Annotated in this window: 35 protein-coding genes and 1 pseudogene; 20 read left to right on the plus strand and 16 right to left on the minus strand. The window is 44.7% G+C overall.

Going from position 1 to position 26,156, the window contains the following annotated elements; all coding sequences use genetic code 11:
• Window positions 1-6: 6 nt before the first annotated feature.
• Both ribD and A8O14_RS01450 read left to right on the plus strand, forming a co-directional pair.
• Window positions 7-1,122: a bifunctional diaminohydroxyphosphoribosylaminopyrimidine deaminase/5-amino-6-(5-phosphoribosylamino)uracil reductase RibD gene (gene ribD, locus A8O14_RS01445; protein ID WP_068949659.1), complete on the plus strand. Its 1,116-nt coding sequence runs from the start codon at window positions 7-9 to the stop codon at window positions 1,120-1,122.
• Between the two features lie 20 nt (window positions 1,123-1,142).
• Window positions 1,143-1,760, plus strand: a complete 618-nt coding sequence (locus tag A8O14_RS01450; protein WP_068947882.1) for a riboflavin synthase — start codon at window positions 1,143-1,145, stop codon at window positions 1,758-1,760.
• 18 nt (window positions 1,761-1,778) lie between these two features.
• On the opposite strand, the gene queC is transcribed toward A8O14_RS01450, so the two are convergent.
• From queC to tolQ, 7 genes are all read right to left on the minus strand, one after another.
• Window positions 1,779-2,522 carry a 7-cyano-7-deazaguanine synthase QueC gene (queC, locus tag A8O14_RS01455; RefSeq protein WP_068947883.1) on the minus strand — a complete coding sequence of 248 codons (744 nt, stop codon included), beginning with the start codon at window positions 2,520-2,522 and terminating at the stop codon, window positions 1,779-1,781.
• 14 nt (window positions 2,523-2,536) lie between these two features.
• Window positions 2,537-3,268, minus strand: coding sequence for a tol-pal system protein YbgF (gene ybgF, locus A8O14_RS01460; protein ID WP_082913066.1), 732 nt, complete (start codon window positions 3,266-3,268; stop codon window positions 2,537-2,539).
• Window positions 3,269-3,772 (minus strand): peptidoglycan-associated lipoprotein Pal, encoded by a 504-nt coding sequence (gene pal, locus A8O14_RS01465; protein WP_068947884.1) that lies wholly within the window; start codon window positions 3,770-3,772, stop codon window positions 3,269-3,271.
• A gap of 126 nt (window positions 3,773-3,898) precedes the next feature.
• Window positions 3,899-5,209, minus strand: coding sequence for a Tol-Pal system beta propeller repeat protein TolB (tolB, locus tag A8O14_RS01470; protein WP_068947885.1), 1,311 nt, complete (start codon window positions 5,207-5,209; stop codon window positions 3,899-3,901).
• 3 nt (window positions 5,210-5,212) lie between these two features.
• The gene (locus A8O14_RS01475; RefSeq protein WP_068947886.1) at window positions 5,213-6,040 is read right to left on the minus strand and encodes an energy transducer TonB; all 828 of its coding nucleotides are present in this window, start codon (window positions 6,038-6,040) and stop codon (window positions 5,213-5,215) included.
• 25 nt (window positions 6,041-6,065) lie between these two features.
• Complete coding sequence (tolR, locus tag A8O14_RS01480; RefSeq protein WP_068947887.1) at window positions 6,066-6,485, minus strand: protein TolR; 420 nt, start codon at window positions 6,483-6,485, stop codon at window positions 6,066-6,068.
• An 11-nt stretch (window positions 6,486-6,496) separates the two neighbouring features.
• A complete protein-coding gene (gene tolQ / locus A8O14_RS01485) occupies window positions 6,497-7,150 on the minus strand; it encodes a protein TolQ (protein ID WP_068947888.1) in 654 nt (217 codons plus the stop codon).
• A 76-nt stretch (window positions 7,151-7,226) separates the two neighbouring features.
• Between tolQ and glyA the strand changes: the two genes are divergently transcribed.
• From glyA to A8O14_RS01505, 4 genes are all read left to right on the plus strand, one after another.
• Complete coding sequence (gene glyA / locus A8O14_RS01490; protein WP_068947889.1) at window positions 7,227-8,471, plus strand: serine hydroxymethyltransferase; 1,245 nt, start codon at window positions 7,227-7,229, stop codon at window positions 8,469-8,471.
• Window positions 8,472-8,496: 25 nt separating this feature from the next.
• Window positions 8,497-8,943, plus strand: coding sequence for a transcriptional regulator NrdR (gene nrdR, locus A8O14_RS01495; RefSeq protein WP_068947890.1), 447 nt, complete (start codon window positions 8,497-8,499; stop codon window positions 8,941-8,943).
• A gap of 116 nt (window positions 8,944-9,059) precedes the next feature.
• On the plus strand, window positions 9,060-9,356 hold the full coding sequence (locus A8O14_RS01500) for a type II toxin-antitoxin system RelE/ParE family toxin (protein WP_068947891.1): 297 nt from the start codon (window positions 9,060-9,062) through the stop codon (window positions 9,354-9,356).
• On the plus strand, window positions 9,357-9,659 hold the full coding sequence (locus tag A8O14_RS01505) for an addiction module antidote protein (RefSeq protein ID WP_068947892.1): 303 nt from the start codon (window positions 9,357-9,359) through the stop codon (window positions 9,657-9,659). It begins immediately after the preceding gene.
• A 7-nt stretch (window positions 9,660-9,666) separates the two neighbouring features.
• Here A8O14_RS01505 and A8O14_RS01510 read toward each other — a convergent pair whose 3' ends face one another.
• The 7 genes from A8O14_RS01510 to A8O14_RS01540 form a co-directional block, all read right to left on the minus strand.
• Window positions 9,667-10,632, minus strand: coding sequence for a GDP-mannose 4,6-dehydratase (locus A8O14_RS01510; RefSeq protein WP_068947893.1), 966 nt, complete (start codon window positions 10,630-10,632; stop codon window positions 9,667-9,669).
• A gap of 1 nt (window position 10,633) precedes the next feature.
• A complete protein-coding gene (gene adk / locus A8O14_RS01515) occupies window positions 10,634-11,299 on the minus strand; it encodes an adenylate kinase (protein ID WP_068947894.1) in 666 nt (221 codons plus the stop codon).
• Window positions 11,300-11,413: 114 nt separating this feature from the next.
• A complete protein-coding gene (kdsB, locus tag A8O14_RS01520; protein ID WP_068947895.1) occupies window positions 11,414-12,175 on the minus strand; it encodes a 3-deoxy-manno-octulosonate cytidylyltransferase in 762 nt (253 codons plus the stop codon).
• Window positions 12,176-12,185: 10 nt separating this feature from the next.
• On the minus strand, window positions 12,186-12,362 hold the full coding sequence (locus tag A8O14_RS01525) for a Trm112 family protein (RefSeq protein WP_068947896.1): 177 nt from the start codon (window positions 12,360-12,362) through the stop codon (window positions 12,186-12,188).
• A 67-nt stretch (window positions 12,363-12,429) separates the two neighbouring features.
• Window positions 12,430-13,515, minus strand: a complete 1,086-nt coding sequence (gene lpxK, locus A8O14_RS01530; RefSeq protein ID WP_068947897.1) for a tetraacyldisaccharide 4'-kinase — start codon at window positions 13,513-13,515, stop codon at window positions 12,430-12,432.
• A gap of 8 nt (window positions 13,516-13,523) precedes the next feature.
• The gene (locus A8O14_RS01535) at window positions 13,524-13,970 is read right to left on the minus strand and encodes an ExbD/TolR family protein (RefSeq protein ID WP_082913067.1); all 447 of its coding nucleotides are present in this window, start codon (window positions 13,968-13,970) and stop codon (window positions 13,524-13,526) included.
• Complete coding sequence (locus A8O14_RS01540) at window positions 13,970-14,602, minus strand: MotA/TolQ/ExbB proton channel family protein (protein WP_068947898.1); 633 nt, start codon at window positions 14,600-14,602, stop codon at window positions 13,970-13,972. Before A8O14_RS01540 ends, A8O14_RS01535 begins: the two co-directional genes overlap by 1 nt.
• Window positions 14,603-14,916: 314 nt before the next feature.
• On the opposite strand from A8O14_RS01540, the gene xseA reads away from it, so the two are divergent.
• The 3 genes from xseA to A8O14_RS01555 all read left to right on the plus strand — a co-directional run bounded on the left by xseA (window position 14,917) and on the right by A8O14_RS01555 (window position 16,700).
• The gene (gene xseA, locus A8O14_RS01545; protein ID WP_068947899.1) at window positions 14,917-16,131 is read left to right on the plus strand and encodes an exodeoxyribonuclease VII large subunit; all 1,215 of its coding nucleotides are present in this window, start codon (window positions 14,917-14,919) and stop codon (window positions 16,129-16,131) included.
• 66 nt (window positions 16,132-16,197) lie between these two features.
• A complete protein-coding gene (locus A8O14_RS01550; protein WP_068947900.1) occupies window positions 16,198-16,440 on the plus strand; it encodes a type II toxin-antitoxin system Phd/YefM family antitoxin in 243 nt (80 codons plus the stop codon).
• Window positions 16,434-16,700 (plus strand): Txe/YoeB family addiction module toxin, encoded by a 267-nt coding sequence (locus A8O14_RS01555; protein ID WP_068947901.1) that lies wholly within the window; start codon window positions 16,434-16,436, stop codon window positions 16,698-16,700. Before A8O14_RS01550 ends, A8O14_RS01555 begins: the two co-directional genes overlap by 7 nt.
• Before the next feature lie 4 nt (window positions 16,701-16,704).
• Here A8O14_RS01555 and murB read toward each other — a convergent pair whose 3' ends face one another.
• Window positions 16,705-17,742 carry a UDP-N-acetylmuramate dehydrogenase gene (gene murB, locus A8O14_RS01560; RefSeq protein ID WP_068947902.1) on the minus strand — a complete coding sequence of 346 codons (1,038 nt, stop codon included), beginning with the start codon at window positions 17,740-17,742 and terminating at the stop codon, window positions 16,705-16,707.
• 102 nt (window positions 17,743-17,844) lie between these two features.
• Here murB and A8O14_RS01565 point away from each other — a divergent pair, with 102 nt between their 5' ends.
• The 9 genes and pseudogenes from A8O14_RS01565 to A8O14_RS01605 all read left to right on the plus strand — a co-directional run bounded on the left by A8O14_RS01565 (window position 17,845) and on the right by A8O14_RS01605 (window position 23,139).
• Entirely contained in the window at window positions 17,845-18,330 is a 486-nt protein-coding gene (locus tag A8O14_RS01565; RefSeq protein ID WP_068947903.1) for a YajQ family cyclic di-GMP-binding protein, read from the plus strand.
• 40 nt (window positions 18,331-18,370) lie between these two features.
• Window positions 18,371-18,700 carry a BrnT family toxin gene (locus A8O14_RS01570; protein WP_228385091.1) on the plus strand — a complete coding sequence of 110 codons (330 nt, stop codon included), beginning with the start codon at window positions 18,371-18,373 and terminating at the stop codon, window positions 18,698-18,700.
• Window positions 18,687-18,959, plus strand: coding sequence for a type II toxin-antitoxin system BrnA family antitoxin (gene brnA, locus A8O14_RS01575; RefSeq protein ID WP_068947905.1), 273 nt, complete (start codon window positions 18,687-18,689; stop codon window positions 18,957-18,959). The genes A8O14_RS01570 and brnA overlap by 14 nt, the downstream gene beginning before the upstream one ends.
• A gap of 44 nt (window positions 18,960-19,003) precedes the next feature.
• Complete coding sequence (gene xerD / locus A8O14_RS01580) at window positions 19,004-19,924, plus strand: site-specific tyrosine recombinase XerD (protein ID WP_068947906.1); 921 nt, start codon at window positions 19,004-19,006, stop codon at window positions 19,922-19,924.
• A 31-nt stretch (window positions 19,925-19,955) separates the two neighbouring features.
• The gene (plsY, locus tag A8O14_RS01585; RefSeq protein WP_068947907.1) at window positions 19,956-20,588 is read left to right on the plus strand and encodes a glycerol-3-phosphate 1-O-acyltransferase PlsY; all 633 of its coding nucleotides are present in this window, start codon (window positions 19,956-19,958) and stop codon (window positions 20,586-20,588) included.
• Between the two features lie 28 nt (window positions 20,589-20,616).
• A complete protein-coding gene (locus tag A8O14_RS01590) occupies window positions 20,617-20,988 on the plus strand; it encodes an MAPEG family protein (RefSeq protein ID WP_068947908.1) in 372 nt (123 codons plus the stop codon).
• Between the two features lie 17 nt (window positions 20,989-21,005).
• Window positions 21,006-21,788, plus strand: a complete 783-nt coding sequence (folE, locus tag A8O14_RS01595; RefSeq protein WP_082913068.1) for a GTP cyclohydrolase I — start codon at window positions 21,006-21,008, stop codon at window positions 21,786-21,788.
• Between the two features lie 378 nt (window positions 21,789-22,166).
• Complete coding sequence (locus A8O14_RS01600) at window positions 22,167-22,445, plus strand: high-potential iron-sulfur protein (RefSeq protein WP_068947909.1); 279 nt, start codon at window positions 22,167-22,169, stop codon at window positions 22,443-22,445.
• A gap of 154 nt (window positions 22,446-22,599) precedes the next feature.
• Window positions 22,600-23,139 (plus strand): annotated as a pseudogene (locus A8O14_RS01605) (HPP family protein).
• A 44-nt stretch (window positions 23,140-23,183) separates the two neighbouring features.
• Here the strand turns inward: A8O14_RS01605 and A8O14_RS11730 are convergent.
• The gene (locus A8O14_RS11730; protein WP_161484802.1) at window positions 23,184-23,330 is read right to left on the minus strand and encodes a hypothetical protein; all 147 of its coding nucleotides are present in this window, start codon (window positions 23,328-23,330) and stop codon (window positions 23,184-23,186) included.
• 183 nt (window positions 23,331-23,513) lie between these two features.
• Between A8O14_RS11730 and A8O14_RS01610 the strand changes: the two genes are divergently transcribed.
• Together A8O14_RS01610 and gmd are read left to right on the plus strand one after the other, a co-directional pair.
• Window positions 23,514-24,983, plus strand: a complete 1,470-nt coding sequence (locus A8O14_RS01610; protein WP_068947910.1) for a mannose-1-phosphate guanylyltransferase/mannose-6-phosphate isomerase — start codon at window positions 23,514-23,516, stop codon at window positions 24,981-24,983.
• A gap of 28 nt (window positions 24,984-25,011) precedes the next feature.
• Window positions 25,012-26,139, plus strand: a complete 1,128-nt coding sequence (gmd, locus tag A8O14_RS01615; RefSeq protein WP_068947911.1) for a GDP-mannose 4,6-dehydratase — start codon at window positions 25,012-25,014, stop codon at window positions 26,137-26,139.
• Window positions 26,140-26,156 lie beyond the last annotated feature (17 nt).

Here is a 26,156-nt window from a genome sequence, read left to right on the forward strand (position 1 = left end):
AGACCCATGTACACCGCTCTTGATCGCCAATGGATGAGCGAGGCTTTAGCCGAGGCTCAAAAAGCACTTTATTTAGCTAACCCTAACCCTCGGGTGGGCTGTGTCATTGTGAAAGATGGTCAAGTCATTGGGCGAGGATTTACGCAACAAGTTGGTGGGCCTCATGCTGAAATTCAGGCCTTAGCCAATGCAAAAGCTATCGGAAAAGATCCTACAGGATCGACAATCTATGTCACCTTAGAGCCATGTTGTCATACTGGCCGAACGCCACCCTGTGTTGATGCCCTGATTGCTGCAAAGCCAGCAAAAGTGATTGCTGCAATGGATGATCCAAACCCATTAGTTGCAGGAAATGGTTTGGAAAAATTAAAAGTTGCTGGTATTGAAGTGCAATGCGGCTTAATGGCATCGGAAGCTCAGGCTTTAAATCGCGGATTTATATCTAGGATGACTCGTGGTCTACCATGGGTGCGTTTGAAGATTGCTGCAAGCCTTGATGGAAAAACGGCTCTGCCAAATGGCGAGAGTCAATGGATTACTGGATCCCTCGCCAGGGCAGACGGACATCATTGGCGTGCTCAAGCTTGTGCAATCCTGACTGGAGTAGGCACTGTTAAAGAGGATGATCCCATCCTTAATGTGAGAGACGTTCAAACACAACGTCAGCCGTGGCGAATTATCGTAGATTCTAAATTGGAGACTCCATTAACAGCAAAAATTCTGAATGATGTTGATCAATCTGGCGTCATCATTGTTTGCGCAAATGTAGATAGTCTAGATAGTCAACAAAAAGCCAAAGCTTTCGAAGCTCGTGGCATTGAAGTAATCGCCATGGCCAACAATTTTGGAAAAGTCGATCTACCAAAACTCTTTGCTTATCTAGCAAAAGAGCTTGAGATGAATGAGATCCATGTTGAGTCTGGCTTTAAGCTTAACGGTTCGATGCTCAGAGAAGGCTGCGTAGATGAGCTTTTGCTCTATTACGCCCCATTCTTTATCGGTGAAGGTATTGGTATGGCAAACGTGCCCAACCTAAATTCACTAAACTCGCGCCAAGACTGGAAAGTCATTGATCAATGCTTGATTGGCGATGATTTCAGGCTCAGACTGATAAAGCGTTAAATACAAACTAAAATCGTCACATGTTTACTGGAATCATCACTGCCATAGGTCAAATCAAAAGCGCTCAAACTAAGGGCGACGGCCTGCACTTGATCATTGAAGTACCATCAGGTTATTTGGATGATGTTGCGCTAGGCGACAGTATTGCAATTCAGGGCGCATGCATGACGGCAACCCAGTTTGATGGCAATACTTTTGCTTTAGATATTTCTCGTGAGTCTTTGAATAAAACGGTTGGTCTAGATAAAGTTGGCCCAGTTAATTTAGAAAAAGCGCTTCGACTTAATGATCGACTTGGGGGTCATTTAGTTAGTGGTCACGTTGATGGTGTGGGTGAGGTAGCGCACTTTGCACCAGTGGCTCAAGATTCCTACGGTTCTTGGCTATTGAGAATCGAAGCCCCAAAAGAATTAGCCCCATTCTTAGCTTATAAGGGTTCTATTGTTGTGAATGGTGTTTCGCTCACTGTTAACAAAACGGAAGAGAGTGCTAATGCCTGTATTGTTGATATCAACTTAATTCCACATACCCTGCAAAGCACAACACTGGGTAATCTCAAGCAAGGTGATGCAGTGAATCTAGAGGTAGATTTGATTGCACGCTACGTTGCACGCATGCTTGAGACTCAGGCTAAGTAAACCCCAACGATTGCTGGTTTATTGGTTTTTACGATAGCGAGTGGGATCGCTTACATTGGCTTGCTTAAAGCCGGCTTGCCTAAGGCGACATGACTCGCATTCTCCGCAGGCTTCACCTAAATCATTCGCTTGATAGCAAGATACGGTCTGGGAGTAATCCACCCCAAGGGTGCTGCCTAGCTGAATAATTTCTGCTTTGGTAAGGCTAATAATTGGAGCATGAACTCTGAAGCGATTTTCATTGTTAATAGCTTCTACGCCAGCCTTTGTGGCTAGGTTAGCCATAGCTTCAAAAGAGGCTACGTACTCAGGACGACAATCTGGATACCCAGAGTAGTCTACCGAGTTCGCACCGTAAAAAATATCTAAACCACCTAATGCTTCTGCCCAACCTAAAGCAAGTGATAACAAAATCGTATTGCGAGCAGGTACATAAGTGACAGGGATTTCTTGATCATTGCTTGGGACGATTGGAATGGCAATCGATGAGTCGGTTAATGCTGAACCACCAAAACGCGTCAAATCTAGATTAACGACTTCATGGCGAGCAACACCAACTTGCTTGGCAATATGTTTTGCTGCAGCCAATTCAGATGAGTGACGCTGGCCGTAGCCTACTGACAGAGCATAAGGGGTGTATCCCAAGTCTTTGGCAAGTGCTAAGACTGTTGTTGAGTCTAAGCCGCCTGAAAATAGAATCACCGCAGGCGCACCAGGTATGCGTGGTGCTAGATTTTCAAAAGCGGCAGACAGCTTAGACATGAAGTAGGTGTTGCTTACTTAGTGGCAGCAAGAAGTTGTTGCGCATCTTTAGCAGCTTCAGTATCAGGATACTTTGCAACGATCTCGCTGAACGTCTTTTTGGCAGCCGCCTTATTGCCACTCTCAAGTTGAGAATTGCCTAAGGTCACCATTGCTGCAGGAACACGTGGATGATTTGGGTAGCGCTTAATCAGACTTTGGAGCTGGCTGATCGCACCAGCGCAATCTTTATTAGCGTACTTGCTGTTGCCGCTCCAGTAGAGCGCGAGTGGTAGGTAAGGGCTTTTAGGGTATTTGGCAGTGAAGGCAGCAAAACTATCTTCAGCCTTTTTCAAGTTGCCCGCCTGAAATGCTTTGAGCGCATCGTCGTAGGCTTTTTTCTCACCAGGCTGAACTGTGCCGCTCACCCCTTCAATGGTGATTGTGCGTGGTTCAAAATTGCCAAGGCGAGTATCTAAATCTTGGTAATAAGTCTTCTGGCTAGAAGAGATATCTTCCCCTTGCTTTTCAAGCTCTTCTACTTTTCCGCGAAGTTCTGCATTCTCAGTTTTGAGTTTGTCGATTTGGCTTTGGAGCTCAAGTTGCGTAGTGGCTAAGGATTTGCGCAAGTCCAGAATGGCTTTGCGGGCTTCGTCGTCTGAGAATAATGCCCATGCGCTATTGGATGCGCCTAAGCAAATTAGTGCGGCACTTAAACAAAACGCTCGTGAGAGCGTTTGTTTAAAAGGGTGTGAAGAAATCTGCATTTAGTTCGTAATGTAAACAATGTCAGCACGACGATTTTCAGCCCAAGCTGATTCGGTGTCACCTTCAGCTTTTGGTTTTTCTTTACCAAAACTCACCGCTTCCATTTGGTCATCAGAAACGCCCATCAAGTTCAATGATTTACGGACAGCATCTGAACGACGTTGACCTAAGGCCAAGTTGTATTCTGCGGTACCGCGATCATCGGTGTTGCCTTGAATAATGATCTTTTGTTTTGGATTTGCTTTTAAGTAGCTAGCGTGCGCAGACAGCATCTTTTGATATTTAGTCTGCACTGTGTACTCATCAAAGCCAAAGTAAACGCTCTTCTCAAAGAGTGGGCTCTTAGGATCGTTCCATGGTTGTGAGCCAAAGCTACCACTACCACCGCTTCCGTTAGCGCCGTCAGTGTCGTCTAACTTAACGCTTGAACAAGCCGCCATCAAAAATGCAGTAGCGCCAATCAGGGCAAACGTGGCTGCACGGCGTGCGATAGAAACTTTCATGATTTTCCTTTTCCTACAAATTCAGTAATGAAATTGATCTGTAAATCAGTGGGCATATAGCCAATAGCTAATATTATGCCCTCAAGAGCATCAAAAATGCCTATTTCACCCTCAAAAAGGGTGTTTTTAGTCCATGAAGGGACCCCAGGAAGGCTGACGTACATCAGATCCTGGAATGCTCAATACCTGCTTAGAGTTGCCATCTACCGAGACTGCTGCTAAGACGCGTTTGCCACCTACTTTCGTTGAGTAGAGAACATAGCGTCCATTTGCAGCAAAGGATGGGGATTCATCACTAGTGCCATCGGTTAATGCTTGAGAGTCACCAGTAGCCAAATTTAGAATATAGAGGCGATAGGCACCACCAATATTGGCGATATAGGCTAAATATTTTCCATCTGGAGAAATTCGGGGTGAGGTGACAAAACCTTGTTTAAAAGTAACGCGTTTTGCACCTTCAACTTGTTCACCCTCGGCACTCATGCGATAGATTTGTGGATTGCCGCCACGATCACTCGTGAAATAAATATAGCGACCATCTGCAGAGTATTGTGGTTCGGTATCAATGGTGCTGCCTCGGGTCAAACGATGTAAACCAGTTCCGTCAGCATTGATACCGTAGATTTGAGTATTGCCGTCTTTTGAGAGTGAGACTGCTAACTTTCGACCATCAGGTGACCATGCTGGCGCACTATTGTTTCCCTTTTGATTGGAAAGCGAAATTCGACGTCCGGTGGCGAGCTCATGAACATAGATGACTGGTTTGCGATCTTCGAAAGAAACGTACGCCACTTTCTTGCCATCAGGCGACCATGATGGGGAGATGATAGGTTCTCCGCTATTCATAGCATTGCGAATATTTTGGCCGTCAGCATCAGAGATAACCAAGCGATAGCGCTTACCATCCTTGATGACATAAGAGAGACGGGTAGAGAAGACGCCGCGTTCACCTAAAAGTTTGAAAATAATATCGTCTGCAATTTTGTGCGCTGCTGCGCGCAAATTATCCGCGCTCAAGTTGATATTTAAGCCGCCTAAGCTTTGTGATTTACGAACGTCAAAGAGTTTGTAACGAATTTCATATTGGTCATTACCAGTTTGCATCACTGAGCCTACTACTAAAGCATCAGCCCCGCGCGCTGCCCAGGATTTGTAGTTTGGCGTACCATCGTCGCCCTCAACCGCATTACCGTTTTCAGTATTTTTGAAGTAACCGCTGCGCGCTAAGTCTTGACGAATGATTTCAGTAACGCTTGTGGGTAATTTGTTTTCATCTTTAAATCGCATGACAGCGATTGGATAAAGCGATTGACCAACACCAGTGATTTCAATATTCATTTGCGCGAATACTGGACTGACTACCCCAAGAGTTAAGGTAGTAATTACAATGCCTAAGAAACGTAATTTCAAAACTATTCTTTTGATCAACTGCAACATGCTTTAGTCCTTAGGTTTAAAGGTCAATTTGACTTCGCGTTGGGGAATTTTGCCATTGTCATCTTTAGGCAGGCTTTCTGCACGAGAAAGGGCTAGAAGCACAGCTCGATCCCAGCCTGGATTACCACTGGAAGTTAAAACGCTCGTACTCAGAATGACACCATCTGGCGCAAGGTTGACCTGAATGACCGCTGCAGGGTTGCCGCTGATAGATTCTGGATTGAAGACGATGAGGGGTTTGACCTTCTTAATGACTTTGTCAGTCCAGCCTGGGGGCGCATTCCCACCGCCACCAACGCCACTACCGACTGTGCCTCCACTGCCACCCTCAGCGCCAGCAGCAGCTCTTAGCCGTGCCAATTGATCAGCACGAACTTTTTCCGCTGCTGCATTTGCTTTGGTTTCTGCAGGTGACTGTGCTTTAGGAGGCTCTGCTTTTTTAGGTTCTTCCTTCTTTGGCTTTTCTTTCTCTTTTGGTGGAGGAGGCTTCACTGCTTTAGGTGTTTCTACTTTTTTTAACTGCGCCTCTTTTTTGGGAGGCTCTTTTTCAACTTTCTTTTTCTTGACTGCAATATCCGCAGCCTCTTCTTTAACAACTGTTTTGAGTTCTGGCTCTGGTGGAGTCTCAACTTGAGGAGCAGAATCCCAGAGCTCAACTTCAACTCCAGATGGAGTGCTGTTATTCCAACTAATACCAATCACTAAAAATGCGAGCAAGCCTAAGTGAGCAATTAACGAAAAAGTAAATGCGCGTTTTGTGCTTTCCTCTTTGGTAAAGCGTCCTCTCTTAAATGGAGAAAGAGATGATTGAACAGTAGATGCGCTATTCATAGATGATCTGAGCGAGTCTTACGCCTTACTGACTCTTGACAGCAAGACCCACACGCTTGACGCCATTCTCTTTGAGTTTAGACATGACGTTCATCACAGTTTCATATTTGATAGATTTGTCTGCGGCAAGTACTACGGGTTGCTCAGCAGATTTCTCTGCTTGCGTTCTTGCAAAGGCGCCGAGCTCAAATTGGTTTAGGGTTTGGACGGGCTCGCCATCTTTACGAACGATGACATTCTCGTTGGCGTCAATCGTTAGAAAGACGGGTGGTAAGGATTGCACCTTGGCGCCGCCAACGGTTGGTAGATTAACAACACCAGGATTAACCATCGGTGCGGTGACCATGAAGATCACCAGCAACACCAACATGACATCGATGTAGGGAACGACGTTGATGTCGGCCATTGCCCGACGTTTTGATTTGCGCATTGTGGAGCCAGCCATAAGGTTCTCGATTAGCGCCCTGTTTGACGTTGCAAGATATTAGTGAACTCTTCAATGAAAGTTTCAAAGCGAATTGCAAGACGATCTACATCGGTTGCTGCGCGGTTGTAAGCAACTACTGCTGGGATCGCTGCAAACAAACCAATCGCAGTTGCAATCAGCGCTTCAGCAATACCAGGAGCAACTGCAGACAGCGTTGCATTTTGTACGTTCGCTAAACCGCGGAATGAATGCATGATTCCCCAGACAGTTCCAAAAAGACCGATGTATGGAGACACCGATCCTACAGATGCCAGAAATGGCAGGTTTGCTTCAAGCGCATCCATTTCACGTTGGTAAGTTGCCTTCATTGCGCGACGGGCGGCATCGATTTCACGAACTTTCATGAACTCTTGCATGCCTGCTTCAAAAATATGCTCTAGGACCGCATCGCTACGGGTATTACGCTGGGCTGACTCCAGCAGGGTATTGAGATCTCCGCCCGACCAAAAGTCGCGCTCAAAACGCTCCGTATCTTGTCTGACCCCCCTCAGAACAGCTGTTTTCTTGAAAATGATGGTCCAAGAGGCGATGGACATCCCCAGTAATAACAACATTACCAACTGTACTAATAGGCTGGCATTGAGGACGAGGGAGAGGAATGAGAGGTCTTGTGTAGTAGCCATGGTGGATTTTGTATGATGTAGGTTGATTTTACTAAGTTAATTAACTCAGCAATCCAACTTCTTCAGGATTTTTAACATGTTTGACCGTCAGAATACTTTAGCCAAAACCGATCCCCACTTGTGGGAAGCCATTCAGAATGAAAATAAGCGTCAAGAAGACCATATTGAGCTCATTGCCTCCGAGAACTATACCTCGCCAGCAGTCATGGAAGCCCAAGGCTCCCAATTGACCAATAAATATGCTGAGGGCTACCCTGGCAAGCGCTATTACGGTGGCTGTGAATTTGTGGACGTTGCTGAGCAGTTAGCGATTGATCGCGTGAAGACATTGTTCGGTGCAGAAGCAGCAAACGTACAGCCCCATTGCGGTGCATCTGCAAACCAAGCCGTTTTCTTGGCCTTCCTAAAACCGGGTGACACTTTTATGGGAATGAGTCTGGCTGAAGGTGGTCACTTGACTCACGGTATGGCATTGAACATGAGTGGTAAATGGTTCAATCCTATTGCTTACGGTTTAGATAAAAATGAAGAAATTGATTACGACCAAATGGAGCGTTTGGCTCGTGAGCACAAACCAAAATTGATTATTGCTGGTGCTTCTGCTTACTCAAAGAAAATTGATTTTGAGCGCATTGGTAAATTGGCAAAAGAAGTGGGGGCGATTTTCATGGTCGATATGGCTCACTATGCAGGCTTGGTTGCAGCTGGTGTTTATCCAAATCCAGTGCCTCATGCAGACATCGTTACCTCCACTACACACAAGAGTTTGCGCGGTCCTCGTGGCGGCATTATCTTGATGAAGGCTGAGCACGAAAAGGTGATTAACTCTGCAGTCTTCCCAGGCCTACAGGGCGGTCCTTTGATGCACGTGATTGCTGCTAAAGCTGTGGCATTCAAAGAGGCGCAAGAATCAAGCTTTAAGGATTATCAAAAGCAAGTTGTCGCCAATGCAAAAGCTTTGGCAGAGATATTAATTTCCCGTGGTTTGCGCATTGTTTCTGGTGGAACAGATTCACATGTGATGTTGGTGGATCTGCGAGCAAAGAAAATGACTGGTAAAGAAGCTGAGCGCGTATTGGGTGAGGCACACATTACTTGCAACAAAAACGGCATCCCAAATGATCCAGAAAAGCCAATGGTCACCAGTGGTATTCGTTTGGGTTCACCAGCTATGACAACGCGTGGTTTTAAAGAGGCGGAAGCGCGCCAAGTAGGCAATTTCATTGCGGATATTTTGGATAATCCAAATGATCCAGAAAATATTGCCAAGGTGCGCGCACAAGTTGCTGAATTAACTAAACGCTTCCCGGTTTACGGGTAATCTCAGAAACGAAAAAGAGCTTACATTGCGCTGCCCTTTTTGCCATAACGACGATACTCAGGTTCTCGATACCCGTGTATCAGATGAGGGTGATACGATCCGCCGCCGCCGCCGTTGCGCTAAGTGCGATAAGCGTTTTACAACTTACGAGCGGGTTGAGTTGGCATTACCAGCAATTGTGAAAAAGAATGGCAGCCGCGTGGAATACAGCCACGACAAGCTAGCAAGCTCTATTAAGTTAGCCCTCAGAAAGCGTCCTGTGTCATCGGATTCTGTGGATGAATCGATTGCGCGTATCGAAGAAAAGTTGCTGAGTTTGGGTGAAAAAGAAATCCCGAGTGAGCGCGTAGGTGAGCTTGTCATGCGAGAACTCAAGCGTCTCGATAAAGTGGCGTATATTCGATTTGCTTCTGTTTATCGCAGCTTTGCAGACATTGAGTCTTTTGAAAGCGCTTTAAAAGAACTGAAGTGATGTTGACTCATGTTGCTTAAGTCACATAAATAACAAGACCTCCATTTTTGAATACTAAAGACTATTTGAGTTAAACGGTTTTGTGTATACTGTAACCAATTGATTACAATTTACGCATGTATGAGATTAAAAAAACCGTTGAATTTGAGAATTGGTTTAACAGCATTCGGGATTCGTTAACTAAACGACGATTGGCTACAAGGTTGCGTAAGGTGGCCTTGGGAAATTTAGGGGATGTGAGTCCAATTGGAGCGAGGGTATGGGAAATGCGCGAACATTTTGGGCCCGGTTGGCGAATGTATTACATTGAACATTGCAATGTCATTGTTGTGATGTTGGGTGGTGGCTGCAAAGCAACCCAGGCGGCAGATATCAAAGCAGCTAAAAAATTAGCACAATTCTTGGAGGATTAAATGACAAAGAAGAAAAAAATAAAAATTAGCGAGCTACCTAATTTTGATATTGTTGACTATCTAAAAACAGATAAAGATATTGCTCAATACCTTACGGTTGTACTTGAGGACGGCGATCCTGCTCTATTTGTAGCAGCTATAGGCGATATTGCTAGGGCTAAGGGAATGAGTGAAATTTCTAAAAAAAGCGGAGTCACTCGAGAATCGCTTTACAGAGCGTTAAAGGTTGAAGCCCGACCAAGATTTGAAACTGTTACTAAGGTAATTCATGCGCTTGGCATGAAATTAAGCGTGCATGCCTAAGTATTGATCAGATTGCTTTTGCTTTTTCAGCGCACATCATCCTAATAACACCATCGATATCAGTAGGCTTATTCCACCCTAGAGCCTTAATCGCTTTCTCAGGATTACCTACGCTAGAAACAATTTCATTGGGGCGGAAGAAGCTCGGTTCAATTTCCACATACTTTTGCCAATCTAAATCAAAGTATTCAAAGGACTTGGCTACAAAGTATTTGAGTGATTCTTTCCTGCCAGTGGCAATTACAAAGTCATCTGGCTGATCCAATTGCATCATCAGCCACATCGCCTCAACATACTCTGGAGCCCAGCCCCAATCACGAGAAATATCTAAATTACCCAGTTGTAATTTATCAAGTTGCCCCGCCTTGATCTTGGCGGCACCCGCAATAATTTTTTGCGTAACAAAACGCTCGGGTCGCAATGGGGATTCGTGGTTAAACAGAATCCCAGTGCATGCGTAGAGTCCATAAGACTCACGGTAGCTATTGATGAGCCACTTAGCGGTGGACTTGGCTACTGCATAAGGGCTACGGGGGGCAAATGGTGTTTGTTCGTTAGCAGGTGTATCGCCTGTATCGCCAAAGCACTCACTTGAGCCGGCATTGTAAAAACGCACAGGCTTATTCAGTAGTCGAATAACTTCCAAAATATTAAGAGTGCCAATCGCAATGCTCTCAATAGCCTCAACAGGTTGATCGAATGAGAGTCCTACAGAGGTTTGGCCGGCGAGATTGTAGATCTCATCAGGCCCCGATTCTTGAATGGCATTAAAGACGCTTCTAAAGTCATTAATCGAAACGGAGATTAATTTGACTTGCGAGCGAATTCCAAGGGCATTGAGATTATTGAAGGACGATGCCATCACATCACGTGATGAACCCGTTACTTCATACCCTTTAGATAAGAGATGCTTCGCTAAATAAGCACCGTCTTGCCCGGTAATCCCAATGATTAGGGCTTTTTTAGATGCCAATTTACATTAGAACAGCAAAGATTGAAGTAGTAATGTCTTCGACACTGCCCGTACCACTCACCTTGCGATAGACGGGCGCTTTTACTTGATCGCTTGAGTTAGCTTGCGCTGCCCATGAGGAGTAATACTCCACCAAAGGACGGGTTTGGTCATCATAGACTTGTAAGCGCTTGCGAACCGTTTCTTCTTTGTCGTCATCGCGCTGAATCAGTGGATCGCCTGTCAAATCATCTTTACCTTCAACCTTGGGTGGGTTGTATTTAATATGGTAAGTGCGACCAGAAGCGGGGTGAACGCGACGTCCACCCATGCGATCAATAATCGCGTCGAATGGAACATCAATTTCTAAAACATAATCAATTGGAACGCCAGCATCTTTCATCGCTTGCGCTTGAGGAATCGTTCTTGGGAAGCCATCAAACAAATAGCCTTTGCTGCAATCTGGTTGAGTCAGGCGATCTTTCACTAAGCCAATGATAATGTCATCGGAAACAAGGCCACCTGCATCCATAATTTTTTTAGCAGCAATGCCCAACTCTGTTCCAGCTTTGACAGCGGCGCGCAACATATCCCCTGTAGAGATTTGTGGAATGGCAAATTTCTCGCATATAAACTGAGCTTGTGTGCCTTTACCAGCACCAGGTGCACCGAGCAGAATCAACCGCATTGTTTTTCCCCTTAGAAGAGCTGTCATTGTCCCGTATTTTGTCGAGATCCTTTAGGTCTAATGCCTAGGATTATCCCCGAGAAGCTCTAAAGAGCTGCAGAATGAGAAAAAAAGCTATGAAGCCTTAAATACTCGCCTTACGCGTTCTAGGTCATCTGGCGTATCAACCCCGGCAGGAGGGGTCTTAGCTGCGGTATGAACCGCAATTCGATAGCCATTCCACAGGGCGCGAAGTTGCTCTAGTGCTTCAGCCTGCTCCGGCGGTGCAGGGTCAAGACGGGTATAGGCCTGTAAAAATTCAGCCCGATAAGCATAGATACCTAAATGCCGTAAATGCTCGGTTTTGTCTTCGGCGCCAGCATCTCGAACAAAAGGAATGGATGCTCTTGAAAAATAGAGTGCCTCGCCAGAACGATTCAAAACCACTTTGACTACATTTGGGTTTTGAATCTCAGCAGCGTCATGGATTGGTACTGCCACTGTAGAAATTGCACACTCCACATGATCAGCCAAGGTTTGAGCAACTTGATTAATGAGTTCCGGTGGAATGAGGGGCTCATCTCCTTGCACATTGACTACCAAGGCATTGTCAGGGAGCTTAAGTAACTGCGCCACTTCCGCAAGACGATCGGTGCCTGTTGGGTGATTCTCGCGAGTTAGTAAACATTCGATACGATGCTCATCACATGCCGCTTGAATTTCTACTGAGTCTGTTGCCACCACCACGCTATGCGCTAAAGATTTTTTGGCTTGCTCAGCAACACGAACTACCATCGGTTTACCGCCAATATCTGCCAGCGGTTTTCGTGGCAAGCGAGTAGAGCCCAGTCTGGCTGGTATGACAACTAAAAAATCAGGAGCTTTAGATGCACTCATTTTGAATGACTTAAACTTCTTCAGCACTCAAGCTACGTGCTTCTTCAACGAGCATTACCGGCACATCATCGCGAATTGGGTAAGCTAGACGATCGGCTTTGCAAATAAGCTCATGTTTATCTGTATCTAAATGCAATTGGCTTTTGCACAAAGGGCAAACCAAGATATCGAGTAGGCGTTTGTCCATAATAATTTCAATAAAGGGTATGAGAAAATAGTGTAGCGCTTAAGTGCCTCAAATGCATCTATATGTCTTATAAGGTATAGCGCCGCGGATCTGGTCTTTGCAAAATCGATTGCAACCATTCCATGAGGTTGTCCGGCAGATGGAGTGACATCGGCACAACCCAAATGCGCTCATCTGAAATACCTGTGCACTTCACTGCATCTTTTTCCGTAATCAGGATGCATTGTGCTTTGATGGAAGCAAAAAATTCGGAGGTGTAAGCAACGTGGTCTGGTAGTGGGATCTGTTTTCCGGTAACAGCATGCCTTGCTAAATCATCAAAAAAGCGTTTTGGATTTCCAAGACCTGCAATCGCGGCAATGTTCTTTGGCAAGTATTGCTCAGTAATCTGCTCAAAAGATTGGGTATTTGAGGGATTGATTAGTTGGTATGGGGTGCCTAAGCAACTAGCCAAATTAAAAGATCTTCGTCCTAAAAAGTATTCATCTAAGATCCCACTTTTTTGATTCTTCGGGGTACCAGTGAATAGCGTGGCATCCCGCTCTGGTGTAGCTGGTTCACGAAGTGGTCCTGCAGGCAGTAAGAATCGATTTCCCTCGCCTCGATCATCGCGCACTACAAATTCCACATCGCGACCGCCTTCACGTGCAGGCCAGCGAATTAATCCGTGGTGTTGTAGACCATCATCACTAATGATGACGTTGACCTCAGGAAAATGTTTCAGCAAGGCCTTGATACTCTGCTGACGTTTTGGAAATACCCAGATCGGAAATTGATCGCTAGTGCGTTTTGCAATCAATACGGGCTCATCACCAACGATTGAAGGATCGGAGCTGCACTTTACTTGTACTGGAGCTATCTGCGACGATGCGCCATAACCTCTGCTAATAATCCCAGGCTTCCAGCCCAGTTGCGATAGTTGCTCTGCAAGGGCAATCACAATGGGTGTTTTACCGGTTCCGCCAACCCGAATATTGCCAATGATGATGATCGGTACTGGGGCTGGCTTTATTTTAGAAAGATCTAAATCATGAATCAGTCTGCGAATACGTAAGGCGATGCCATAGAGCCAAGACAGCGGCCACAGCACAAGACTAGTGGGGCCGCGTCTCTCCCAAAATTTTGGGGCTTTGCGAAAAATAGATAGCGCCATCGTTCTGATTACTTTTTCGTCTGACTGCTAAAAACAATATTGCTCAAATTGGCGTCACGCGCTGCTTCTAGGGCTGTCATGACAGATTGATGTGGCGCTCTAGCATCAGCATCAATATTGACTTGCAGATTGCTATCTTTGACGCCAAGTTGAGTTAATGAGTTGCTGAGTTGGGATGGATCGGTCACTTTGCCGTTGATTGCAAAGCGGCCATCGCGACTTACTGCAATATGGATTTGTTTGCTCTCTACTTGAGTTTCAGTTCCGCTTGCTGTCGGCAAAGTAATGGCCAATTCTTGATAGCGAGTGAAAGTAGTGGAGATCATCAAAAAGATCAACACTACTAACAACACATCAATAAAGGGAATGAGATTAATTTCTGGTTCCGCAGAAACCGATGTTGACCCTAAGGAAAATTGCTTTCCTGATTTTGAATGGGTGTCTAGCCAACTCATTATGCGGATTCGGTAGGGTATAGCTTTTTAAATAATTGGCGTGTGAATTCTTCGCACTCACGCTGACGTTGATTTGCAATGGCCCTTAGAGCACGCCACGCAGCGAGGGCTGGAATGGCAATTAATAATCCAAACGCAGTGTTGTATAGCGCTACAGAAATGCCATGCGCCAGTTGTTGAGGGCTGCCGGCACCATTAATCGCACCTTGACTACCAAAGATCTCAATCATGCCCACGACAGTGCCAAACAAACCCAGTAATGGAGCTACGGTAGCGATTGTTGCTAATGCGCCAAGATAGCGATCAAACTTGAGCCAAGTTGCTTGCGCAATCGCTTGAAGCTCTTCTAGTGCGGATTGAGCATTGTTGCCTGAGGATTTCTCACGCAGAACACAGGCAAGCAATGGGCTGGCTGGTGACAATTGAGTTAATTGTGTAATGTGCTCATTCGCCAGCGGTTTTTGACTAACTAACTGATTAGCATAGGTAAATGCGGTTTCCAGGCTGCCTTTAGGAAAAACGTGAATCTGGCGTAGATACCAGCTACGCTCGATAACAATGGCTAGGCCAATAATGGAAATGATCAAAAGAGGCCAAATGGGCCAGCCAGCGGATAGTAAGATGGAGTACATAAGCTCAGTACTTTAGCTGAATTATTGAGCCCCTTTCGGAAAGCTTGCCTGTGGATAACTCTGTGCAAAACTTTTTTGTGGGGATGCTCTAAGTCCTTGATTGATGGTCAGCAGGGTGAAATATGCCTAAAAAGGTCATTTGAGAAGAGGATAAATTCAGTATATAAATCATAGGCTTACGATATATGTGTAGTATTTATGAGACGTTTTGGGTCAGTAATCACTTACTTATGAGCATTAAACCAAGAGCCAATAGGCTTCTGTGGATATTTATTACCGTCTAAGCCTGAAGGTTTTGAGAGCAAAGAGAAAAAATGTCGGAAATATCAAGGGAAATTCTATCGGTCAGCGATCTTAACCGCGCCATTGCAGCCTCTTTGGAGGATCGTTTCGATACTGTTTGGGTTAGCGGGGAGATTTCTAACTTCAAAGCATATGACAGCGGGCACTGGTACTTCTCATTAAAAGATGAGGAGGGTCAAATTCGTTGTGTGATGTTCCGGGGTCGAAATGGTCAAGTTGGCTTTATGCCCCAGTCAGGTGATTTAGTTGAAGTCAGTGCCAATCTAGGAATGTATGTTCCCAGGGGTGATATTCAGCTCACGATTAAAACCTTACGCCGTGCTGGTATGGGTGGTTTATATGAAGCATTTTTAAAACTCAAAGCCAAGCTCGCAAAAGAAGGTTTGTTTGATGAAGAGCGCAAGCGTGAGATACCAACGCATCCACGTTCAATTGGTATTGTCACTTCACCACAAGCTGCAGCATTAAAGGATGTGCTCAGTACATTAGCTAGGCGAGCACCACACATTCCAATTGTGATTTATCCAACATTGGTGCAGGGGTCTGATGCTCCATCAGGAATTATTGCTGCACTCAAGGCTGCGGAAAAGGAGCAGGTAGTTGATGTGATATTGCTAGTTCGTGGCGGTGGCAGCATCGAAGATTTATGGGCATTTAATGATGAGCAATTAGCGTATGTAATTGCAAGCTCGCCAATTCCAGTAGTTAGTGGAGTTGGTCATGAAACAGATTTCACGATCGCAGACTTTGTTGCTGATCTAAGGGCGCCAACACCGACGGGCGCAGCAGAACTGGCGGCACCACGCAGAGATCAGATGCTGCAGGAGCTTGATGCCATCATGCAGGCACTGCTTCAACGGATTAACCAACGTGTTGAGCGCGAGGCGCAAACCTTGGACCAATTAGCCTTGAGATTAAGTCATGCATTACCTAACCCCGATCGTATGCGCGAACAAATTACCAACTGGCAGCAGCGCCTCAATCAAGCCTGGGCTGTGCGCATGGATAACTGGAAGCGAAATCAAGTGCACTATCAATCTCAGCTAGAGATGCTTAATCCCCAGAGAACTTTGGAGCGCGGTTATTCAGTGATTTTAAGTAGAGAAGACAATCAGTTGCGCGCAGTAAGGGGGCCAGGAGAACTGTCTACTGAAACAGTATTTCAGATTCAAATGGCTGATGGTGGGGCAGAAGTTCGATTAGCCGATATCAAAATAAGCCCTTAGCTCTGAATAGACATCATTTGACAAGACGTACGTTTTTACGTACTATTAATCAAAAGGAGCTAAATGATGACTACATTAACTGCGAGCGAAGCTAGGGCGGGTCTTTACCGTTTAATTGATCAGACGGCCGAGTCACATAAGCCCGTGGTCATTTCGGGGAAGCGTGCCAATGCTGTCTTAATCTCTGAAGAAGATTGGAGTGCTATTCAAGAGACTCTATATCTTATGTCAATACCAGGAATGCGCGAATCAATTAAAGATGCAATGGCTGAGCCATTAGCTAAAAGTAAAAAGGTATTGAAGTGGTAGTTTGGAATTTAGCTTATTCCAAATACTCCCTAAAGGATGCAAAAAAAATATCAGCCGCTGGATTGAGAGATAAAACTCAAGCTTTGCTTGATATTCTTCAGGCTGATCCTTTTCAAAATCCGCCGCCGTATGAGAAATTAGTGGGTGATTTCAAGGGAGCATATTCGCGGAGAATTAATATTCAACATCGGCTTGTATATGAGGTATTTCGTAAAGAGAAAACGGTTCGCATTCTGAGAATGTGGACGCATTACGAATAGAACTTCAGAGAATATTGGGTTCAATCTCCAAGCTCACACCAAATTCTTTTTTGACTTTATCTTGAATGCATTTAGCTAGACCCAAAATATCTTGGGCTGTACCGTTGCCATGGTTCACTAAGACAAGCGCTTGATTGTCATAAACGCCAACATTGCCCATGCGCTGACCCTTAAAGCCGCATTGATCAATTAACCAGCCAGCAGCAAGCTTGCGCTTACCTACAGCATCTGGGTATGAAACCAATTCTGGGTATTTATGAAGTAGGGTCTCGTACTGTTCATTTGGAACAATTGGGTTTTGAAAGAAGCTACCTGCATTACCAATCACCTTGGGGTCAGGCAACTTGTGTGTACGAATCTTACAAACTGCCAAAAAGATGTCTTCTGGGCTTGGGGACGAGTTTTCTGAAAACTGTTTTGCTAAATCTGCGTAATGAATACGCGCTTGCCATTGTTTGGGGATTTTAAAAACGACCTTTATCACAATATAGCGATGGGGATTTTTCTTGAAGTAGCTATCGCGATACGCAAACTGGCAGGCATCTTTTGTAAGCGTGACAAAGGCATGACTTTTAGAATCAAAAGCTTCAACAGAATCAATGTACTCGCCTATCTCAACACCATAAGCACCAATGTTCTGAATGGGTGCAGCGCCAACTGTGCCTGGAATGAGAGCCAAGTTTTCTAGTCCTGGAAAATGGTTGTCCAAAGTCCATGCAACAAATTCATGCCAGTTGACCCCACCGCCAACGGCTACCAAGGTTGCGTTGGGGTCAGAAGAAAGAATCTTCTGGCCGGTGATATTCATCAGCAGGGTTGCACCCGGCAAAACCTTGGGTAGGATGACATTGCTGCCACCGCCCAATACACGCCAGGGCAAACACTTCCCGGCAATTTCTGTGATCACTGCTGGAATTTGCTCTGCAGCAGATATTTCATAGGCAAGTTCTGCACTGGCATCAAACCCAAATGTATTGCGATCCCGAAGGTCGAGATTTAGGCTCGATTTTGCTTGGGAAGCTGCATTATGGCTGGAGTTCATGCCACAATCTTATTCGAATGTCTGACAAGAGCGCAGATAATTGCAATATTAGTATTTAGAAAATTAAAAATATTACGTAATTCAATAAATAAGGAGTAAAAAATGCCTTCATTTGACGTGGTTTGCGAGCCGGACATGGTTGAGCTTAAAAATGCGATTGAGCAATCGAATAAAGAGATTAGCAATCGCTTTGACTTTAAGGGTTCTGATAGTCGCGTAGAGCAAAAAGATGAAACTCTCATCTTATTTGGTGATGATGACTTTAAATTGGGTCAAGTACGGGATGTGCTCTTTGGCAAGATGGCTAAGCGTAACGTAGATGTACGTTATCTGAAAGATGATAAAAAAGAGACTATTGGTAGCGATAAGCGCAAGCAAACCATGAAGATTCAAAAAGGCATCACTTCAGAGCTTGCTAAAAAAGTAGTCCGTATTATTAAAGATAGCAAAATCAAAGTGCAAGCGAGTATTCAGGGTGATGCGGTTCGTGTCACTGGTGCAAAGCGAGATGATCTGCAAGCAACGATGGCTCTACTTAAAAAAGACGTGACCGAAGCGCCATTGGGCTTTAATAATTTCCGTGACTAACGCTAGGCTAGCGAGCCTCTAAAGACCATTTGCTTGTTAAGTGAATGTATATTATGATAATATACATTCAATGATAGATCTTCATCAAATAGCAGGGTTTCAGTGGGATGCAGGAAATGCTTATAAGAGCCAAGATAAGCATGGAGTTACTCAGGTTGAGGCTGAAGAAATATTTTTTAATCAGCCTTTATTAATTTCGGGTGATGAAAAGCATAGCGAGGAAGAGCGGCGATATCTTGCACTTGGAGTCACTAGCGCAAAAGTGCCGTTGTCTGTAGTGTTTACTTTGCGCAAAAAGGGAACCTTAATTAGAGTGGTTTCTGCAAGACCAATGAGCAAAAAAGAAAGGGCGTTTTATGAAAAAGCCTAATAAGATTATTCCTAAATTCAAGAACGAAAAAGAAGAGCGTGCTTTTTGGGAAAAAAATGATGCCTCAGATTATTTTGATCTGTCCAAGGCAACAAAAGTGACGATGCCAAATCTTAAGCCTTCAACAGCCTCAATTTCTTTGCGCCTATCCCAGAGCGTTCTAGAGAATATTAAATTACAGGCAAATAAGTTGGATGTGCCTTATCAGTCCCTGATGAAAGTTTGGCTAGCTGAAAAGTTGGAAGAGGCTGCTAAGTAATCGGGAGATGGCCCTTTGCATTTTGCCAAAAAATCTCATCTACTATGACCTCTAAAGGTCAAATGCACCCAGCAAGCGAAGAGGCGATCGAGCGTTTTTGTGATGCTTGCTGGCTAGAGGACGGTCTGGCAAAGAACAGTCTGTCTGCTTATCGAAGGGATTTGTTGTTACTGGCGCAATGGCTATATCGGCAATCTGGCGCTGATTTATATTCAGTTCAAGAAAAAGATCTCACTGCCTACATAGCGCATCGCAGAGCAGATAAGGCAACTACCGCCAATCGACGACTTACCGTATTCAAACGTTTTTATCGTCACGCTTTACGTATCAACTTAGTCAAGAGCGATCCGTGTATTGGATTGCGTGCTGCAAAGCAGGCTTTGCGTTTTCCTAAAACATTGAGCGAAGATCAGGTCACTGCTTTGCTCAATGCACCCGATATAGAAACTCCGCTGGGTTTGCGTGATCGTACGATGCTTGAACTCATGTATGCCTCTGGCTTACGTGTCTCAGAAATTGTTTCTCTTAAGACGGTTGCTTTGGGTTTGAATGAGGGCGTCGTACGTGTCGTCAATGGTAAAGGCGGTAAAGAACGTTTAGTGCCTTTTGGTGGCGAAGCGGGGCAGTGGTTAAGAAGATATCTTGCAGAAGCTCGTACACCACTTCTTGAGGGTAAAACGACTGATGCGGTGTTTGTGGGGCGCCATACTGGTACAGGCCTAACAAGACAAGCTTTTTGGGCTCTGATTAAGCGTTATGCAACTGTTGCCAATATCCCTGTTGCACTATCGCCGCACACTCTTCGGCATGCTTTTGCAACGCACCTACTCAATCATGGTGCTGACTTGAGGGTGGTGCAATTATTGCTGGGGCATGCAGACATTTCGACTACGCAGATTTATACCCACGTAGCTAGAGAGCGCCTTAAATCGATTCATCAGCAGCATCACCCACGTGGTTCATGATTGGAATGCTAAAAGTGTTTAAGATGGCGTTATGACTTTAACCCTAGACCTATTGTTGATTCCGCTTGCCTATCTGATCGGCTCTATTTCATTTGCCGTAGTAGTCAGTAAGTGCATGAACCTACCTGATCCACATTCTTATGGTTCTGGCAATCCGGGGGCTACTAATGTGCTACGAACAGGCAATAAGTTGGCGGCTGGTCTCACTTTTCTTGGTGATGCCCTTAAGGGTTATTTTGCGGTGATGTTGGCTCGACTTTTGTTGGGCGATCAATCACTCACTTCTTCCTTGGGTTCATGGGTGCTGTGTGGTGTAGTGCTTGCCGTTTTCTTGGGACATTTGTTTCCAATCTTTCATGGCTTTAAAGGTGGCAAAGGCGTTGCTACCGCATGCGGTATTTTGTTCGGCGTCAATGTGATTCTTGGTATCGCCACCCTTGGCACCTGGATCATCGTGGCTGTATTCATGCGCTACTCTTCTTTAGCCGCTTTGGCTGCTGCCGTATTTGGCCCTATTTATTTTGTATTTTTGTTTGGCTTCCAGCCAATGGGTATATCACTCTTAGTGGTGTGTCTACTTTTAATCTGGCGTCATCGAAGTAATATCCAAAATTTACTCAACGGCACAGAAAGCCGTATTGGTTCAAAAAAGAACAAAACCTAAAGAGCCCAACAGTAGATAAGGAGAAAAAATGACTATTGCATATGCTTGTGTCTTATTCATGGGTTTATTTCCCTATGTTGCTGCGGGCATTGCCAAAAAAGGGTTTGATCAATACGACAACAGCATGCCAAGGCAATGGCTCGCTAAGCAAACTGGTTTTAGGGCAAGAGCCAACGCAGCTCAAGCCAACCTTTTTGAATCTCTCCCCCTCTTTTTTGCGGCGGTGATCATCGCATCTATAAACAATGCGCCGCAAGCAAGAATCGATTTACTTGCGATTGGCTTTGTAATTGCTCGTATTGCATATTTAATTTGTTATATCGCCAATTGGCCCTCCACAAGATCAATCGTTTGGCTGTTGGGGTTAGTTTGTGTCGTCGCAATATTTTTCCAGATCTAAATAAGATAATCCTCAAGATGGCAACCAAAAAAACATCCAATTCAGTATCGGCTAAGAAGGTCACAAAGAAATCTGTGACTGCTAAATCGACAGATAAAAAATCTACTAGCAAGAAAGACGAGTCCGGTCTTCCGCTCTCAGTTGTGATCCGTCGCCGTATTGAGGCACAGAAAGCACGCTTTCATGCAAATGACAATATTGCAGCTTTTATTAAACCAGGCGAGCTAGAGCGTTTAGTTGATGAAGTTTCTGAAAAGATGCAGGCTGTGTTAGAGAGTCTGGTTATTGATACTAAAAATGATCACAACACCAGAAATACCAGCCAGCGCGTAGCCAAGATGTATGTGCAAGAAGTATTCAATGGCCGTTACGTTGAGCAACCCACCTTAACGAAATTTCCGAACGTGAGTCGCTTAAACGAGCTCATGATTATTGGTCCCATTACCGTACGAAGTGCATGCTCTCATCATCTGTGCCCCATCATGGGCCGCATTTGGATTGGTGTTCTACCTAGTAAGGAGTCTGCGTTAATTGGCTTATCCAAATACTCGCGATTAACTGAGTGGGTTATGTGTAGACCCCAGATTCAAGAAGAGGCTGTAGTGGAGTTGGCTGACATGCTCGAGAAAAAGATTAAACCAATCGGTGTTGCTGTGGTGATGGATGCTGATCACTTTTGCATGCAATGGCGTGGTGTCAAAGATCGTGACTCCAAGATGATTAATAGCGTGATGCGTGGGGCTTTCTTAAAAGACTCTAATCTACGCCGTGAATTTTTAGCATTAATTGATCGTAAGTAATCTAGCGTGCGCCTTATAAGCTTTTACATTGCTCTTATATTGTCGGCGGGTATGCTTGTAGCGTGTGCTTCTATCCCCGATAAAAATGTAGACCCCAGTAAAAATAATGTTGTTAATTTTCGTAAAGATCTTAAAGAATGCAGAGAGGATTATCCTGAGGTGGGCTCCGGGGCACATATCCGCCAATGGGAGGGCTGCATGAATTTAAAAGGTTGGCGCTAATCTGCGGGACAACTTATTTGGTGAGAATAATTCTCATCTATATTTGTATATAAATCAAGGAGTTATGTGCGCCCTAGCAAGTCCAAATCATCTCCACTATGATCGGTTCAGTTTTAGAGATTCTTACTGCTGATCGTTTTAATTTTTGGAGAACCCATGAAAAATAGTCGTCGCCAATTTATGATTTTGTCTGCTGCTGGTGCTTGCACTTTGGCATTGAACGGCAAAGTTCAAGCTCAAGCAATGGTTGCTGAATCTGATCCACAAGCCAAGGCTTTGAAGTATGTTGCAGTCTCTGACGTTGCTGGCAAGAATTGCGCTAATTGCGCTCTCTACCAAGGCAAACCAGATTCCGCCGCAGGTGGCTGTGCTTTGTTTGCTGGTAAGCAAGTGGCTGCTAAAGCCCATTGCAGTGCTTGGGCCAAGAAAGCTTAAGCTTGCTTAATAAATATATGAGGTGAATATTTACCTCATTTAAAAAGACTGCTGCGGCAGTCTTTTTTATTGCATTCAGAAAATCCCTGTATTTGCAGTAACGCTTTATGATGAGTTGTAATCGGTAATGCTAAAGACTTTAAGACAATTAAAAATGAACCGCACCATCAAGCATCTAATACAACGCTGCGCTTTTTATTTTGGGGGTGACCAGCCTTATGTGAGCTGGACCGAGCGTCTTCGATCAAGCGTAGGGGCGCTTCTGGGTTTGTTTTTGGTCTTCGCTGTTGCCAAATTACTGGGTGAGCTGACTGGCATTGATGAGTGGTTGATGGCTTCATTGGGGGCAAGTGCTTTGTTGGTTTTTTCCTTGCCTGGGAGTCCAATGGCTCAGCCATGGGCCGTGATTGCTGGCAATACTTTATCTGCTCTGATTGGCATTACTGCCGCTATTGTGATTCCGGATTCTGTATTGGCCATGCCGCTTGCAGCCAGCCTATCCATCTTGGGAATGTTTATCTTATGATGCCTGCATCCACCTGCAGCAGCCGTTGCTTTAATTGCAGTATTGGGGCACGTTACGCATTACCGTTATGCCTTCTTTCCAGTCATGGTTGATTCAGTGCTTTTAGTCATCGCCGCAGGAATGTATAGCAACCTGACTGGCAAAAAGTACCCAAATAGACCTTATTAATCTCTAAATAGGCCTATTTTTTATCTAAAAGCCACCCAATGAATTTATTTAACTCTAGTGGCGGCAATTGATGCGATGCAATCTTTAATACCGTAATTTTGGTATTTGCCCACATTTTCTTTTTTCAGTGACTGGGCACACTCATTTACAGAGTTACGAACGTTGATTTTTGGGATATTGCTACCGGTCATTTTGGCTCCTATTGGCTAATTGTTAATAACGTTTTTATTGCCCTTGCGCTATCTTGCGCTTTTACTGGGTTTAGCGCCTATTTTATAAAAGGTTTTGGCGCCCGATAAAGCGATAAAATCTACAGCTAATAGTTTAAATATCAGTTAATTGCAGAATATATTCAAAAGGTTAGCTATTTGCCCATGACGCAAGTTTTACCCGTAATTCTCTGTGGAGGGTCTGGAACTCGTCTCTGGCCGCTTTCTCGCTCAGGTTTTCCTAAGCAGTTTTTGGTTCTGTCTGGCAATGATGCTCAGCAAAGTCTTTTTCAAGAGGCTATTGGGCGTATTCATGCGGTAGAAGGCAAAAATATTTCCTTGGGTCAAACAGTCATTGTGACCAATGAAGAACATCGCTTTCTGGCGCTGGATCAATTGCGTGAGCTAAAGAATGTTTCTGCATCCTTATTACTTGAACCATCTGGCCGTAATACTGCCCCTGCATTAACGCTTGCCGCTTTGTATGCTGCAGAGCAGGGTAATGATCCTATTTTGGTGGTAACACCTGCAGATCAAACCGTCACTAACCCCACTGCATTTTCTGCGACATTAGCAAAAGCAATCGAGATTGCACAGAAGAGTGCCATCGCCATTCTGGGTATCACTCCTAAAACACCAGAGACTGGTTATGGCTACATTAAAGTTCAAGGCAACAAAAGTCATGATCAATCTACCGGATATACCGTTGAGCGCTTTGTCGAAAAGCCAGATGCGCAAACTGCTAAAAAGTATTTAGAAGAGGGCGGCTTCTTTTGGAATGGTGGCATGTTTGTTTTAAAGGCGAGTGTTTGGTTGGCTGCTTTAGAGGCTTATCGACCTGATATATTGGAAGCCACTCAAAAATCTTGGAGTACCAAAACAATAGATAGCTCTGGCGATACTGTCTTTATTCGCCCCGAAAAAGACCTGTTCAATGCGATCCCCAGCGAGTCTATTGACTATGCTGTAATTGAAAAATGTCCCAGCTCACATTTTCCTATTCAGATGGTTGAGCTAGATGCTGGCTGGAATGACTTAGGTGCATGGGATGCCGTATGGCAAGTTGGCAAGCAGGATTCAGATGGAAACGTCACTAGTGGCGATACGCTTCTTACGAATTCAAAAAACTCTTTAGTGCATGCAAGCAGTCGCCTAGTCAGTGTTGTCGGCATCGAAAATTTAATCATTGTTGAAACCGCCGATGCGGTTTTAGTGGCTGATCGCAAAAATAGTCAAGATGTTAAAAATATTGTTGGGCAACTAGAGGCTCAAAAGCGGGAAGAGAAAAACCTCCATCGCAAAGTGTCCCGCCCTTGGGGCTGGTATGACAGCGTTGATGAGGGCGATAGATTCAAGGTAAAAAGAATCCAGGTAAAGCCAGGAGCTAGCCTTTCTCTGCAAATGCATCACCACCGAGCTGAGCATTGGATTGTGGTTAAAGGGATTGCTGAAATCACGAACGGTGATCAAGTTCTCACGCTTACAGAAAATCAAAGTACCTATATTCCGCAGGGGCAGACCCATAGACTTGCCAATCCTGGTTCTGAGCCGCTAGAAATTATTGAAGTGCAGTCGGGTGGTTATTTGGGGGAGGACGATATAGTCCGCTTTGAAGATACCTATGGAAGAAGTTAATTTAAAAAATTAAAAAAGAGTAAATGTAATGAGTAAACAAAAAGTCGCATTAATTACAGGAATAACTGGCCAAGATGGCTCCTATCTTGCCGAGTTTCTTTTGGAAAAGGGCTATATTGTTCACGGAATCAAGCGGCGCGCTTCTTCTTTCAATACTGAGCGTATTGATCATATTTACCAAGATCCACATATCAATCACCCAGATTTGATCCTGCATTACGGTGATTTAACTGATACCAGCAATTTAGTACGCATTATTAAAGAATGTCAGCCAGACGAGATCTATAACTTAGGTGCCCAATCTCATGTGGCAGTTTCCTTTGAGTCTCCTGAATACACTGCCGATGTGGATGCAATAGGCCCATTGCGAATGTTGGAAGCAATTCGTATTTTAGGGCTTGAGCAAAAAACCCGTTTCTATCAAGCGTCAACTTCAGAGCTTTATGGATTGGTTCAAGAGATTCCGCAGAAAGAAACAACCCCTTTTTACCCAAGAAGTCCCTATGCAGTGGCAAAAATGTATGCCTATTGGATCACCGTAAATTATCGCGAAGCTTATGGCATTTATGCATGTAACGGAATTTTGTTTAATCATGAGTCTAAACGTCGTGGCGAAACTTTTGTAACGCGCAAGGTGACTCGTGGTTTAGCTAATATTGCCCAAGGCCTTGAAAAGTGTTTGTACATGGGCAATATCGATGCACTGCGGGATTGGGGCCATGCAAAAGATTATGTACGCATGCAGTGGTTGATGCTTCAACAAGATAAGCCAGAGGACTTTGTAATTGCTACTGGTGTGCAGTTTACCGTACGGGAATTTATTGCTCGTAGCGCCAAGCAGTTAGGTATCACTCTTCGCTTTGAGGGCTCTGCAGAGAATGAAAAAGCAATTGTTGCAGCCATTGATGGTGATAAAGCCCCTGCATTAAAAGTGGGTGATGTCATTGTTCAGATTGATCCACGCTACTACCGTCCTACTGAAGTGGAGACTCTTTTGGGCGATCCAACTAAGGCAAAAGAAAAATTGGGCTGGGTTCCAGAAATTACCTTAGATCAAATGATTGTCGAGATGGTGGCAAATGACTTAGAACAAGCCAAGCGGCACGCCCTCCTGCAAAAACATGGCTACTCAGTTGCTATTGGTAAGGAAAATTAAATGCGTAGAACTGCAGT

Origin of the sequence: Polynucleobacter wuianus (assembly GCF_001659725.1) — a bacterium.
Taxonomy (GTDB): Bacteria; Pseudomonadota; Gammaproteobacteria; order Burkholderiales; family Burkholderiaceae; genus Polynucleobacter; species Polynucleobacter wuianus.